The 13035-nt window shown below is 70.3% G+C and carries 13 protein-coding genes; 8 read left to right on the top strand and 5 right to left on the bottom strand.

All coding sequences use genetic code 11. From position 1 onward, the window contains the following. The first annotated feature begins 115 nt into the window (after nucleotides 1-115). The 4 genes from groES to ACIWQI_RS11685 all read left to right on the top strand — a co-directional run bounded on the left by groES (nucleotide 116) and on the right by ACIWQI_RS11685 (nucleotide 4481). Entirely contained in the window at nucleotides 116-412 is a 297-nt protein-coding gene (gene groES, locus ACIWQI_RS11670) for a co-chaperone GroES (protein ID WP_396657608.1), read from the top strand. Nucleotides 413-530: 118 nt separating this feature from the next. Continuing rightward, the gene (gene rarD / locus ACIWQI_RS11675) at nucleotides 531-1421 is read left to right on the top strand and encodes an EamA family transporter RarD (protein ID WP_396657699.1); all 891 of its coding nucleotides are present in this window, start codon (nucleotides 531-533) and stop codon (nucleotides 1419-1421) included. 122 nt (nucleotides 1422-1543) lie between these two features. After that, nucleotides 1544-2815, top strand: coding sequence for an ABC transporter substrate-binding protein (locus tag ACIWQI_RS11680; protein ID WP_396657609.1), 1272 nt, complete (start codon nucleotides 1544-1546; stop codon nucleotides 2813-2815). A 163-nt stretch (nucleotides 2816-2978) separates the two neighbouring features. Then, nucleotides 2979-4481 carry an FAD-dependent oxidoreductase gene (locus tag ACIWQI_RS11685; RefSeq protein ID WP_396657611.1) on the top strand — a complete coding sequence of 501 codons (1503 nt, stop codon included), beginning with the start codon at nucleotides 2979-2981 and terminating at the stop codon, nucleotides 4479-4481. 27 nt (nucleotides 4482-4508) lie between these two features. Here ACIWQI_RS11685 and ACIWQI_RS11690 read toward each other — a convergent pair whose 3' ends face one another. Both ACIWQI_RS11690 and ACIWQI_RS11695 read right to left on the bottom strand, forming a co-directional pair. Then, nucleotides 4509-4871: a hypothetical protein gene (locus tag ACIWQI_RS11690; protein WP_396657612.1), complete on the bottom strand. Its 363-nt coding sequence runs from the start codon at nucleotides 4869-4871 to the stop codon at nucleotides 4509-4511. A gap of 150 nt (nucleotides 4872-5021) precedes the next feature. Beyond that, nucleotides 5022-5186 carry a hypothetical protein gene (locus tag ACIWQI_RS11695; RefSeq protein ID WP_396657614.1) on the bottom strand — a complete coding sequence of 55 codons (165 nt, stop codon included), beginning with the start codon at nucleotides 5184-5186 and terminating at the stop codon, nucleotides 5022-5024. A 101-nt stretch (nucleotides 5187-5287) separates the two neighbouring features. Here ACIWQI_RS11695 and ACIWQI_RS11700 point away from each other — a divergent pair, with 101 nt between their 5' ends. Together ACIWQI_RS11700 and ACIWQI_RS11705 are read left to right on the top strand one after the other, a co-directional pair. Then, nucleotides 5288-5641, top strand: coding sequence for a hypothetical protein (locus tag ACIWQI_RS11700; RefSeq protein ID WP_396657615.1), 354 nt, complete (start codon nucleotides 5288-5290; stop codon nucleotides 5639-5641). A 12-nt stretch (nucleotides 5642-5653) separates the two neighbouring features. Then, nucleotides 5654-6946 carry an LCP family protein gene (locus ACIWQI_RS11705; protein WP_396657616.1) on the top strand — a complete coding sequence of 431 codons (1293 nt, stop codon included), beginning with the start codon at nucleotides 5654-5656 and terminating at the stop codon, nucleotides 6944-6946. Nucleotide 6947: 1 nt separating this feature from the next. Here ACIWQI_RS11705 and ACIWQI_RS11710 read toward each other — a convergent pair whose 3' ends face one another. Then, a complete protein-coding gene (locus tag ACIWQI_RS11710) occupies nucleotides 6948-8396 on the bottom strand; it encodes a phytoene desaturase family protein (RefSeq protein ID WP_396657617.1) in 1449 nt (482 codons plus the stop codon). Further along, entirely contained in the window at nucleotides 8393-8809 is a 417-nt protein-coding gene (locus tag ACIWQI_RS11715; RefSeq protein ID WP_396657619.1) for an SHOCT domain-containing protein, read from the bottom strand. Before ACIWQI_RS11715 ends, ACIWQI_RS11710 begins: the two co-directional genes overlap by 4 nt. A gap of 92 nt (nucleotides 8810-8901) precedes the next feature. Between ACIWQI_RS11715 and ACIWQI_RS11720 the strand changes: the two genes are divergently transcribed. Continuing rightward, entirely contained in the window at nucleotides 8902-9933 is a 1032-nt protein-coding gene (locus tag ACIWQI_RS11720; protein ID WP_396657621.1) for a DUF998 domain-containing protein, read from the top strand. 45 nt (nucleotides 9934-9978) lie between these two features. Further along, a complete protein-coding gene (locus ACIWQI_RS11725) occupies nucleotides 9979-12678 on the top strand; it encodes a cation-translocating P-type ATPase (RefSeq protein WP_396657622.1) in 2700 nt (899 codons plus the stop codon). Nucleotides 12679-12684: 6 nt separating this feature from the next. On the opposite strand, the gene ACIWQI_RS11730 is transcribed toward ACIWQI_RS11725, so the two are convergent. Beyond that, nucleotides 12685-13029: an SHOCT domain-containing protein gene (locus tag ACIWQI_RS11730; protein WP_396657624.1), complete on the bottom strand. Its 345-nt coding sequence runs from the start codon at nucleotides 13027-13029 to the stop codon at nucleotides 12685-12687. Nucleotides 13030-13035: the final 6 nt, after the last annotated feature.

Below are 13035 nucleotides of genomic sequence, written 5' to 3' on the forward strand. Positions count from 1 at the left end.
GATTGGCACTCGCATTGCGTGAGTGCCAGCGAATGCATAGACTGGGATCAGCACTCTCGATGTGTGAGTGCTAACCAGTCTTGATTCGCAAGCAGTTCCAAGAAAGAGGTAGACCGTGTCGGTTTCCATCAAGCCGCTCGAGGACCGCATCGTCATCAAGCAGGTCGACGCAGAGCAGACCACGTCCAGCGGTCTGGTCATCCCCGACACCGCGAAGGAGAAGCCCCAGGAGGGCGAGGTCGTCGCGGTGGGCCCGGGTCGCATCGACGACAACGGCAACCGCGTCCCGCTCGACGTGGCCGTGGGCGACCGCGTGCTCTACAGCAAGTACGGCGGCACCGAAGTGAAGTTCGGCGCTGACGAGTACCTCGTCCTGTCGGCCCGCGACGTGCTCGCTGTGGTCGTGCGCTGACGAACGCGATCGACGAAGGACCCGGATGCCCCAGGCATCCGGGTCCTTCGCTTTCGTGGTGCCGGCCCTGTCCTAGGCTTGTGCAGTGACCCGCCCCACCGGACCCGCGCTCGGCGCGATGTTCGCCTTCCTCGCGTACCTGCTGTGGGGCTTCCTGCCGCTCTACTTCCTCGCGTTGCTGCCCAGCGGCCCGTGGGAGATCGTGTCGTGGCGGGTGATCCTCTCGCTGGTGTTCTGCCTCATCGCGCTCGCCGTGATGCGCGGCTGGAAGGCGTTCGGGGTGATCCTGCGGCAGCCGCGCCTGCTCGCCTGGACGGGCCTGGCGGGCCTGCTCATCTTCGTGAACTGGACCGTCTATCTCATCGGCACGCTCACCGGGCACGTGGTCGAGGCGAGCCTCGGCTACTTCATCAACCCGATCGTCACGGTGCTGCTGGCCGTGCTCGTGCTGCACGAGCGGCTGCGCACCGCGCAGTGGGTGGCCGTCGGAATCGCCGTCATCGCCGTGCTGGTGATCGTGATCGGGTACGGCTCGTTCCCCTGGATCGCCCTCACGCTGGCGTTCACGTTCGGCTTCTACGGTCTCGTCAAGAAGCAGATCGGGCCTTCGGTCGACGCCGTCAGCGGGCTGACTCTGGAGTCGGCGTGGCTGACCCCGTTCGCCGCGGCGCTGCTGATCTGGGTCGGCATGACCACGGGCGTCACCTTCGGCACCGCGGGCATCGGCCACGCGCTGCTGCTCGCGTGCGCGGGGGCGGTCACCGCCGTGCCGCTGCTGCTGTTCGCCGCCGGCGCCCGGCGCGCCCCGCTGAGCGTGCTCGGTCTGCTGCAGTTCGTCGCGCCGATCCTGCAGTTCATCATCGGGGTGTGGGTGCTGGGCGAGACGATGACTCTGGAGCGCTGGATCGGCTTCGCCCTGGTCTGGGTGGCGCTGGTCGTGCTGACCGTCGACCAGTTCGCCCACGCCCGCCGCGCGCGCGGGGTGTCGGACGTGGTCGAGCCGATATAACGATTCGGTCGCGTTACGGATCGTTAACGAACGGCAACACACTCCCGCGCCGTCGCCTATTAGGTTTATGGAACTGGGTCGGCGCCCGAGTCGGCCCGCGTTCATTCACAGCAAGGAGCAACATGAGCGTCTTCACTCGTGGCAGCGCACAGCGCTCGCGCACTGCCGGGATCCTCGGCGCCGTCGCGATCGCCGGCGCGAGCGCACTCGTTCTCGCCGGATGCTCCGGTGGTGGGGGGACCACCCCGACGACCGAGGCACCTGAGGCACGCGACCTCACTCTCAGCGTCGGCACGGTCCTTCCGCAGACCGGTGCGCTGGCCTACCTCGGCCCGCCCGAGGAGGCCGGTGTCGGCCTCGCCACCGCGGAGGTCAACGAGGCGGCCAAGGGCATCACCATCGACGTCACGTACGGCGACTCGGGCGACCCCGACAACAAGGCGTACGAGACCACCGTTCCGAAGCTGCTGGGCGACGGTGTCCAGGCGCTCATCGGCGCGGCGTCGTCCGGTGTGACCAAGCTCTTCCTCGACCAGGCGGTCGGCGCGGGCGTCATCACCTTCTCGCCGGCGAACACCTCGCCGGACTTCACGACCTGGGATGACAACAACCTGTACTGGCGCACCGCCCCGAGCGACCTGCTCCAGGGCGAGGTGCTCGGCAACCTCATCGCCGAGGACGGGCACCAGGCGCTGGGCATCATCTGGCTCAACGACGCCTACGGCAGCGGCCTGGAGGCCGCGCTGACCGAGACGTTCGAGAGCACCGGTGGCACGGTCGTTGCGAGCGAGTCGTACAACGCGGGTGACACCAACTTCTCCGCTCAGGTCTCGGCGATCCTCGCGCAGAACCCCGACGCCATCGCGGTCATCGGGTTCGAGGAGACGGCGACCATCGTCCCGTCGTTCGTGAACAGCGGGTTCTCCGGGTCGGACTTCTACTTCGTGGATGGCAACATCTCGCAGTGGGGCAGCGACATGCCGGTCTCCATCGAGGGCTCGAAGGGCACGCAGCCCGGTCCCGTCCTCGCGGACGACTTCCAGGAGCGCCTGATCGCGCAGTGGCAGGAGCAGTCGGGCGAAGAGCTCGTCGACTTCAACTACGCGGCTGAGTCGTACGACGCCGTCGTGCTCCTGGCTCTCGCGGCGCTGGCGGCCAACTCGACCGAGCCGGCCGACATCGCCAGCAAGCTGCAGGAGGTCTCCGGCGGTTCCGGCGACGGCACGCCGTGCACGTCGTTCGCCGAGTGCGCCGACATCATCCTCGGTGGCGGCGTGGCCGACTACGACGGCTACTCCGGCGGTGTCGCGTTCGACGACGCGGGCGACCCGACCGAGGCGACCATCGGCATCTTCCAGTACGGAGCCGACAACACGCACACGCGCATCAACTGACGCGCTGAGCAGGAGAGGGCGGATGCTTCGGCATCCGCCCTCTTCGCGTCTGCGGGTGCTCTGCCGAAGGTGATCCGGTACACGGGCGGGCGGGGCAGGTCAATCCCCGTGTCGGTCGGACTCCGACACGGCAGGCTGGGATCCCTGGACCGGAGGAGACGCCATGTCGGACAGCCCGCACGAGCCGGCATCCCTGTGGATGCAGACCGCGCCGCCCATCGCGACAGACGACGAGCTGCCGCCGGGCAGCGAGGTGGTCGTCGCCGGAGCGGGCCTGACGGGTGTGGCCACCGCGCTGCTGCTGGCCCGACGAGGCATGCGCGTCACGGTCGTCGAGGCCCGGCGGGTGGGGGCGGTGACCACAGGCGGCACGACCGGGAAGCTGAGCCTGCTGCAGGGATCCACCCTCGGGGCGATCCGGGATCAGGCCGGCGACCGGGCGCTGCGCGCCTACGTCGAGGGCGGCCAGGTCGCGCAGGCGTGGCTGGTGGACGAGATCGGTGCGGACCCCGCGATCGCCCAGCAGGCGCCGGCGGGCACGTACGCCACCACCCCGGAGGGCGACCAGGCCATCGCGCGCGAGCGCGAGGCGATGCAGGTGTGCGGGCTGCAGACCGGAGACCTGCCGTCCGACGAGCTGCCGTTCCCGGTCACGGGCGGCATCGCGATGCCGGGGCAGTGGCAGCTGCATCCGATGCGGGTGCTGCACCGGCTGGTCGAGCGTCTTCGCGAGCGCGGCGGTCGAGTCGTGGAGGGGTGCCGGGTCACCGGGGCTGATGTGCAGGAGCACACGGTGCGCGTGCAGACCGCTCGCGGAGACATCGAATGCGCGGCGCTGGTGCTGGCCACCGGCACGCCGATCCTCGACCGCGGCCTCTTCTTCGCGAAGCTGGTGCCCAGCCGCGCCTTCGTGGGCGCCTACGCGTGCGACCCGGACCAGCTGCCGCGAGGCATCCATCTGTCCGTCGACGAGCAGTCGCGCTCCCTGCGGACCGCACGGGCGGCCGACGGCGAGACTCTGCTGCTGGCCGGATCCGAGGGGTTCACACCCGGTCGGCCCGACAGCACCCGTGCCGTGCTGGACGGACTCGACGAATGGGTCGCGCGGTGGTTCCGCGGCGCGCGGCGGGTCACCTGGTGGGCGGCGCAGGACTACCGTTCGGTGAACCGCCTGCCGTTCGCCGGCCGGCTGCCGCGCGGCGGCGACCGCATCTACGCGGCGACCGGCTACGCGAAGTGGGGGATGACCGGCTCCGTCGCCGCCGCACACGCGATCGCCGGCGAGATCGCCGGCGAGACGCCGGAGTGGGCGGCAGAGCTCGCCCAGGCCCGTCCGGTGGTCACCGCGGGCGACTCCGCCGTCGCGGCGAACGCGGCCGTCGCCGGAGAGCTCGCCAAGGGATGGGCGGGCGCACAGATCTCGCGTGGCTCCGCAGAGCCGGCCGAGGGTGCAGGCCGCGTCACCGCGGACGGCCTGCGTCCGATTGCGGAGTCGACCGTCGACGGTGTCGTGTGCCGGGTGTCTGCGGTGTGCACCCACCTGGGCGGCATCGTGCAGTGGAACGATGCGGAGCGCACGTGGGACTGCCCGCTGCACGGGTCGCGGTTCGACCGCCGGGGCCGGCTGCTCGAGGGCCCGGCCGTGCGCGACCTCTCCCGCGAGTGACGCCCCGCCCCATCTCGACGGCGCGGGTCAGCCGCCCGACACCGGCGGGTGGTGACGGATCCTGATCGGCGGCTCGGAGCGGCTGTGGGGCTCGGCCGCCATCGCGCGGTGCGCGTCGTCCAGCGCATCCTGCGGAGATCCGTACACGTCGCGCAGCTGCAGCTCGCCCAGCCACACCACGCCGTACTCGAGGCGGTCGAACTCGTAGATGCAGCCGATCACCCGCGAGGGGTTGGCCGGGGGAAGGGTGGTGTCGACGATGACCCACTCGATCGAGCTCACGCGGCAGAGCGCGAATCGCGTGTCGTCCCGCCGGCTGCGCACCGGGTCGTAGCGATCCTCCACTTCGTCCGCGTCGGCATCTGCAGGGAACATCAGGTCCGTCGCCATGGCGGGCCACCTTTCGATTTCGGCGGGGCGCCACCGTCGCACCCCACTTCCTCTATTGAGCACCGAGCGCGCGCCGGATCGAGGGGGCTTGACAACCACGGGATGGGATGCCTCACGCCGCAACGCGGCGCTGCTGGGCGCCGCGGCCGCTCAGCGAGCGGTCTGATCGTCGCCCGACCACCGCGCCTTCCGCGCGGCGAAGTCCTCGAAGAGCGTGACGTGCGCGTGGCCGTCGTCGGCGGAAATGGGCACGTAGCCGGTAGGGAGCTCGTCGACGAGCTGCCCCCCACGCGGACCGTCTTCCAGGACAAACATCGTGTCCCACCGTAGAAGCCCGCGCGCGTGCGGGGGCAGGGGCTTGCGGATACCCGGAGCGAGCGCTACAGATCGACCCTCTCGACGTGTAGCTTTGAGGAGTGGGCACTGTCTATTACGGAGGATCGGCGACCCCGATCCACATCGAGGACCGCGCGCTGGCGCACCTCAAGGTCGTCATCGCCACCAAACTCCGGCGGGGGGAGAGCTTCACGGTGTCGTGGACGCACCCCGACGACCAGCCGCGGGGGCGCAGCACACTGTGGCTGCACCCCTCGATCCCGCTGCGGTTCGTCTTCGACGAGCCGGAGCCGCCCGAGCTGAGCCGCGCCTGGCTGGAGGATCTGGCGAACTCGGCCAACTCGTCCGGCGGCATCCAGCTGGTGGCCGAGCACTTCGACACCGAGCCGGTCGAGGTGGACGACCACACGCCTCAGGTGGTCGAGACCACGTAGCCGGAGCAGCCGGTGAGCGATCTTCCTCGCGCGCCGCGCCGGCGCACCGTCGCCCGGCACGCCCGGCTGAGCTCGCCCAGTCCGTTCGGTCAGCTGGCGACGCTGCTGGCCATCGCGCTCGCGGTGGTCCTGGTAAGCGGCGCGAGCACGGCGGCGTTCTACGCCTGGAACGCGGTGGAGACCGCCGCCGCCAGCGGCGTCGACATCGGCGAGGGTGAGCAGCAGCTGCCGCCGACGATCGGTGAGTATGAAGGCGGGGTCAACCTCCTGATCGTGGGCACCGACTCCTGCGAGGGTCAGGATCTCGCGCTGTTCCCGCGGTGCCGGCACGACCAGGGCGGCGAGCGCAACGACGTGACGATGCTCGTGCACATCGGCGACGACCCGCGGCGGGTGACGGTCGTGTCCTTCCCACGCGACATGCTCGTGCCGGTCCCGCAGTGCCCGGACGGCGAGGGCGGCTACTACTCGGCGATGAGCTCGCCGATGATGAACGCCACGTACGTGTACGGGGGACTGCCGTGCACGGTGCTCACGATCGAGGCGCTCACCGGCATCAACGTGGACTTCGCCGCCGCGATCCGCTGGACCGGGGTGATCAACATGTCGGACGCGATCGGCGGGGTGCAGGTGTGCGTCGCCGAGGACATCCGCGATCGGCACACGGGGCTGAGCCTGAAGGCGGGCACCCCGACGCTCAAGGGCGTGCAGGCGCTGCAGTTCCTGCGCATCCGCCACGGCATCGGCGACGGCTCCGACCTGTCGCGCATCTCGAACCAGCAGCAGTTCATGTCGTCGATGGTGCGCAAGCTCCAGTCCGAGGAGGTGCTGTCGAACCCCGTCACGCTCTTCAACCTCGCCAACACCGCGATCCAGCAGATGAACGACCGGCAGCTCACGCTCAGCAACGGGCTGACCAACCCCACGCGCATGGTTCAGATCGCGATGGCGGTCAAGGATGTGCCGTTCAGCGATATCACCTTCATCCAGTACCCCACCGGGTACGTGCAGGACGGGGACGGCAACCGGGTCGTCCCGCTGCGGGATGCGGCAGACGTGCTGTTCACCGCGCTGGGGGACAACAGGCCGATCAGGATCACCGGCAAGACGAGTCCCGGCGCCTCGAACTCGCAGGAGGTCAAGGGCGAGATCCAGCCCACGCCGCAGCCGACCGCGACCCCCGGGGCGACAGCATCGCCCACCGACGCGCCCACCGCGACGCCCGTCGACGCCGTCGAGCTGCCGAGCGTCATCACGGGGCAGACCGCGAACCAGGTCACGTGCACGCTGAGGGAGCGCGGCTGACTCAGGGTGCCAGCGACGGCGCCTCGCGCTCCCCGAACTCGTGGCGCAGCGCGCTCAGAGCCGCCTGCCAGCCGGCCATGCCGTGCACGCCGGGGCCCGGAGTCGTCGACGCCGAGCAGAGGTAGACCCCGGGCAGCGGGGTGCGCCACGGGTCCGCCGAGACGGTGGGGCGCTTCAGCAGCTGCGCGAGCGAGGCCTCGCCGGCGGAGATGTCCCCGCCGATGTAGTTCGGGTTGTACGCGGCGACCTCCGCGGCATCCATCGACGAGGTGGCCAGGATCGTGTCGCGGAATCCCGGCGCGAACCGCTCGATCTGCCGCACGACCGCCTCGGTGCGATCGAGCCGGGAACCCGCCGGGACGTGGGTGTACGCCCACAGGGTGTGCCGGTCTGCGGGCGCCCGCGAGGGATCGAACAGCGACGGCTGGGAGACGAGCACATACGGCGAATCGGGATGCCGCCCCCGCGCCACCTCCTTCTCGGCCGCCGCCATCTCGGCCCTGGTGCCGCCCAGGTGCACGGTGCCTGCTCGACGCAGCCGGTCGTCTGTCCAGGGCACCGGATCGGTGAGGGCGACGTCGACCTTCGCGACGCCGTTGCCGTAGCGGAATCGCTCGAGCGCGCGGCGGTAGCCCGCCGGCATCCGTTCCCCGGCCATACGGATGAGCGCGCGCGGCGTGACATCCAGCAGCACCGCCCGAGCGGGTGGCAGCTCGGCCAGCGAGGTCACCTCGACGCCCGTGTGCACCTCGGCGCCGTGGGCCAGAAGGTCGGCGACGAGCGCGTCCGCGATCGCCTGCGAGCCGCCCAGCGGGATCGGCCACCCGCGCGCATGGGCGTAGGCGGTCAGCGAGAGGCCCGCCCCCGCCGCGCCAAGGCTCGGCAGGGGGAGGATCGCGTGGGCCATCACGCCGCCCAGCAGCGCCGGCGCCGCCGCGCCGTGGAAGCGGGCGTCCCACCAGGGGCCCGCCTGCTCGAGGCTCGCCAGCCCGAACCGGGCGAAGGCGAGTGGATGCCGCGGCATCGGCAGCAGCGGAGCACCGGTGAACTCGGCCACCGCGTCGGCCCGTCGTGCGAGCGGTCCGATCAGCCGCGCATAGGCGGCGCCGTCGCGTCCGAGCTCGGCCGCGGTGCGGGGGAGGGACCGGTAGGCGATCGCCGCGCGGCCGCCGTCGAGCGCCTGGCCGAACGAGACGTCCGGCACGGCGAAGCGCACACGGCGCTCCAGCGCGAACCCGCGGAAGAACTCCGAGGCCAGCGCGAGCGGATGCACGGCCGAGCATACGTCGTGCCGGAATCCCGGCAGAGTGAGCTCGGCCGTGCGGACGCCGCCGCCGAGTGCGTCGCTGCGCTCGAGCACCTGCACGCGCAGGCCGGCGCGAGCGAGCGCGACCGCCGCAGCCAGACCGTTCGGGCCCGAGCCGACGACGACGGCATCGAGGGAGGTCAACCCAGTGCGCGCGCCTTCAGCTGATCGAACTCGGCCTGGGTGATCGTGCCCGCATCCAGCAGCGACTGCGCCTTGGCGATCTCCTCGGCAGGGCTCGCGCTCGCGACCTGCCGGATGTAGGCATCCGCGGCCTCCTGCTGCTGCTGGGCCGCCGCCACGCTGCGCTCGCCCATGCTCTTGCCACGAGCGATCAGGTAGATCAGCGCCGTGATGATCGGGAAGAAGATCAGGAAGAAGATCCAGACAGCCTTCAGCCAGCCGTTCAGGTGGCGGTCGCGGAACAGGTCCGCGATGATCGCGAACAGCGCGAACAGGTACGCCACGAAGATGAACGCCCAAAGGAACCACCAGATGAGATCCCAGAACGATCCCCAGAATCCCTGATACTCCACGGATGCGGTGATGAGTCGCACGATGTGCCTTTCTCGAGGGGGGCCGACGCGGAGTGCGCCGTGCGCTCACTCTAGTGCTCAGGGTGTTCACAGGTCACGCTACTGTCATGCACGTGACGACATCCGACCGTCGACAGCGTCCGATCGAGGCATCCAGCGAGCGCACACTCGAATCCCTGGCCCTCGCGGCGGGCGCGGCCGCGTTCGTCGGGGGAGCCCTGGTGGCACTCCTCGTCTTCCGGCTGCAGGCGGCGCCGATCGCCGGACCCGGCTCCGTCGGCCAGTTCTCGGCCATCGCCGCCGCCGTGGCGGCGATCCTCGCCTTCGTCGCGGGCCGGGTCATCGTGCGCGAGCCCGGCCACCGGATCGGAGTGCTCGACGTCGTCGACGTCGCCGCGCTGGCGTTCGCCCACGCGGTCATCGCGCTGCTGACCTGGACCCTGCTGGCGGTCATCCTCGAGAAGGGCTTCATCGACGCGGAGGTCTATCCGCTGCCGATCATCGTCGTCGCCGGGGCGGTCGCCGCGGTGACCGCCTACATCGTGTTCTTCTCGGCGACGCACTTCGACCTGCAGCTGCTCGCGCTCGTGCTCGCCGTGTTCCTCGCCGAAGGGATCATGGCGAGCATGCTCACCGCGAGCGACCCGCACTGGTGGCAGGAGAACCTCAGCCAGCTCGGTGTGAGCGAGGACCTGTCGGCCCTCGCGTTCAACCTCACCCTCATCGTGGCGGGCGTCGTCGTCGTCGCGCTCGCCCGATTCGCCACCCGGGCCATCCCCGCGGTCGGCGGCGGGCGTGGACAGGTGCGCACCTGCCTCATCCTCGTCGGGGTCTTCCTCGCGTGCGTGGGCATCTTCCACGTCGACGACTTCTTCTGGATCCACACCGGTGTCGCCTCGGGCATGGGAGTGGCCTTCGGCGTGCTGGTGATCCTGCTGCCGCGCTGGGTTCCCGGGATGTCGCGCGGCTTCTATGCCGTGGGCTGGCTGTTCTTCGCCGTGCTGCTGGTCCTCGGGGTCTTCTACGCCGTCGGCTACTACACCCTCACCGCCGTCGAACTGGTGGGAGGGATCCTCGTCTTCGCCTGGATCATCCTCTTCCTCCGCAGCGCCGCCGCCTTGCAGCAGGACGCCCGGCAGGCGTGACGAATTCCCCTGTCGGCGACCGTTTCGCCCCGCTACGTTGTGCTCATGGCTGAGACGACGACAGAGGCTCCCTCGCAGACGCCGTGGTTCACCCTCGAGCCCGACGCGGTGGTCGCCGCCCTGGGATCGGACGCGCAGAGCGGGCTGACCTCCGCGGAGGCTGCGACGCGCCTGGCCGCGCACGGGCCCAACGCGATCGCCGCCGAGCCGGCGCCGTCGGTGTGGCAGCTCGCGCTCAAGCAGCTCGTCGACCCGATGAACATCATGCTGGTCGCGGTGACGGTGATCAGCTTCATCATCGGACAGACCCCGGTCGGGATCATGGTCGGCCTCCTCGTGGTGCTGAATGTCGTGCTGGGCACGCGCCAAGAGCTGAAGGCGAAGGCCTCGGTGGACGCGCTGGCCAACCTCCAGATCCCGCAGGCCCGGGTGGTGCGCGACGGAACGCTGATCGAGATTCCGGCGACCGACCTGGTGCCCGGCGACATCGTGAACCTCGAGGCGGGTGACCTGGTGCCCGCGGACGGCCGCATCCTGCGCTCGGCGACGCTGGAGACGCAGGAGGCGGCGCTCACCGGTGAGAGCGCGCCCATCGCGAAGGACGCCGCCGCCATCGCGGATCCGGCCACGGGTCTGGGCGATCGCACCGACATGGTGTTCCAGAACACGCAGGTCACCCGAGGCACCGCCACGATCGTCGTCACCGAGACCGGCATGCAGACCGAGATGGGCCGCATCGCGGCGATGCTGTCGGCGGTCGTGCCCTCGAAGTCCCCGCTGCAGAAGGAGCTGGACGGGCTGACCCGCGTGCTCAGCATCATCGCCTGGGGGGCGGTCCTGATCATCGTCGTGATCGGCATCGCCCGCGGGCAGGCGGTGGCCGCGGTCGTGCTGCTGGGCATCTCGATGGCCATCTCCGCCATCCCGACCGGCATGCCCACCTTCGTGCAGGGCATGCTCGCCTACGGGTCGAAGCAGCTCACCGAGCACAAGGCGGTGGTCAAGAGCCTCGCCGACGTCGAGACGCTGGGGGCGACCAGCGCCATCAACTCCGACAAGACCGGCACGCTGACGATGAACCAGATGACGGTGCAGTCGCTGTTCTTCCGGGGTGAGTGGTTCTCGGTCAGCGGCAGCGGGTACGAGAAGTCCGGCGAGATCCGAGGGATCGCCGGCACCGAGCCGCCGAACTTCGGCCCGCTCGCCTATGGGCTGTGCCTGTGCAGCGATGCCACCGTGTCGGACTCGGGGGTCGTGGTGGGCGATCCGACCGAGGCGGCGCTGGTGGTGCTGGCCGCGAAGATGGGGGTCGACGCCGAGCTGAGCCGACGGACCTACCCGCGCTTCGCGGAGGTGCCGTTCGACTCGGCGTACAAGTTCATGGCGACCTTCCACCACGCGCCCATCGCCGGCGCCGACCACTTCTTCGCCGTCGTCAAGGGTGGGCCGGACGTCATCCTGTCGCGATGCGGGAGCGCGCTGACCGCCGCGGGCCAGACCGTTCCGCTCGAGCAGGCTCGGGCGGCGATCGTGGAAGCGAATCGCGAGCTGTCGGAGAAGGGGCTGCGGGTGCTGGCCTTCGGCTTCCGGCTGCTCGACGGGCGGGAGGACGAGATCGCGGCCGACCCGATGGGCGCGGTCGAGGACATCGTGTTCGCGGGTCTGGTCGGCATCATCGATCCGCTGCGGCCGTCCTCGGTCGAGGCGGTGCGCACGGCCTCCGAGGCGGGCATCGAGGTGCGGATGATCACCGGTGACCACGTCATCACGGCGGGCGCCATCGGCGCCGAGCTCGGCCTCGGTCCCGGCGCCGCCAGCGGCGCCGAGATCCAGGCGATGAGCGACGACGAGCTGAAGGCGGCGCTGCCGAACCTCCACGTGTTCGGTCGCGTCACCCCGCAGGACAAGCTCCGGCTCGCGCGCCTCATGCAGGAGGACGGGGCGATCGTGGCGATGACCGGGGATGCCGTCAACGACGCCGCGGCACTCAAGCAGGCCGACATCGGGGTGGCCATGGGATCGGGCAGCGAGGTCACCAAGCAGGCCGGCAAGATGATCCTCACCGACGACAACTTCGGCACGCTCGTGACCGCGATCCGGCTCGGCCGCAGCATCTACGAGAAGATCGTCAGCTACGTGCGCTTCCAGATGTCGCTGCTGTTCTGCCTGGTCCTGCTGTTTCTCGTGGCCAGCGTGTTCGACATCAACGACGGCGTGCCGCTCACGCCGCTCATGGTGCTGTTCCTGAACTTCTTCATCACGATCTTCCCGCTCATCGTGATCCTGCGCGACGAGGATCCGCCGGATGTCATGCGCCACCCGCCTCGCGATCCGAAGCAGACCATCGCGCGGCCGGGCGCCGTGGCCCTGTGGATGTTCTACGGCGGGCTCATGTTCCTGACGACCCTGGTGCCGCTCTTGCTGTGGCCGGATCAGCTCAGCTCCACCCAGCCGAACGCACCCGTGACGATGGCCTTCACGGTCGCCGCCCTGGGGTCGCTCCTGGGCGGCCTCGCGATCCGGCGCTACCCGGCGTCCGGGCTGCTGCCGCCGATCCTCAGCGCGATCGGGTGGCTCGCGATCCCTGCGGCGCTCACGGTCGCAGCCGTCGAGGTCGGCTTCCTGCAGCGGTTCCTGGGCACGACCTCGCTCACCGGCGAGCAGTGGCTCATCTGCCTCGGGCTGGCGGTGATCGTGCCGATCGTCATCGAGCTGCAGAAGTGGGTGGCCCGCCGCCGGGCGTGACCGGTGTCAGCCGAGCAGTTTCGCCTTCGCCGCCTCGAACTCCGCGTCGCTGAGCACGCCGGCATCCTTCAATGCGGCGAGCTTCTGCAGTTCGGCGACGATGTCCGTTCCGCCGGCGGGTGCTGCGGGCGCCGCCGGTGCCGCCTGCTCGGCCACCGCCGCCTTCGCCGCGGCGTCGATCTGCGCCTGCTGCTGCGCGGCCTGGTACTGCTGCTGCTCCTGCTCGGCCTGCGCCTTCTTCTGCTGCTTGTTCGACATCGCGCCGGTCACGGCGCTGGCGGTGCCCGCGACGACCGCGGTGCGGGCGGCGAGCCCGATCAGGCCCGGACGGCCCACTCTCCTGATGACCATGACGAT

The organism is Microbacterium sp., from assembly GCF_044508325.1.
Classification (GTDB): Bacteria; Actinomycetota; Actinomycetes; order Actinomycetales; family Microbacteriaceae; genus Microbacterium.

Bases quoted from the DNA above. Each gene is read 5' to 3' on its own strand.
- ACIWQI_RS11685 (WP_396657611.1), top strand. From the start codon at position 2,979: ATGTCGGACAGCCCGCACGAGCCGGCATCCCTGTGGATGCAGACCGCG.
- ACIWQI_RS11690 (WP_396657612.1), bottom strand. From the start codon at position 4,871: ATGGCGACGGACCTGATGTTCCCTGCAGATGCCGACGCGGACGAAGTG.
- ACIWQI_RS11730 (WP_396657624.1), bottom strand. From the start codon at position 13,029: ATGGTCATCAGGAGAGTGGGCCGTCCGGGCCTGATCGGGCTCGCCGCC.
- ACIWQI_RS11680 (WP_396657609.1), top strand. From the start codon at position 1,544: ATGAGCGTCTTCACTCGTGGCAGCGCACAGCGCTCGCGCACTGCCGGG.
- rarD (WP_396657699.1), top strand. From the start codon at position 531: ATGTTCGCCTTCCTCGCGTACCTGCTGTGGGGCTTCCTGCCGCTCTAC.
- ACIWQI_RS11695 (WP_396657614.1), bottom strand. From the start codon at position 5,186: ATGTTTGTCCTGGAAGACGGTCCGCGTGGGGGGCAGCTCGTCGACGAG.
- ACIWQI_RS11725 (WP_396657622.1), top strand. From the start codon at position 9,979: ATGGCTGAGACGACGACAGAGGCTCCCTCGCAGACGCCGTGGTTCACC.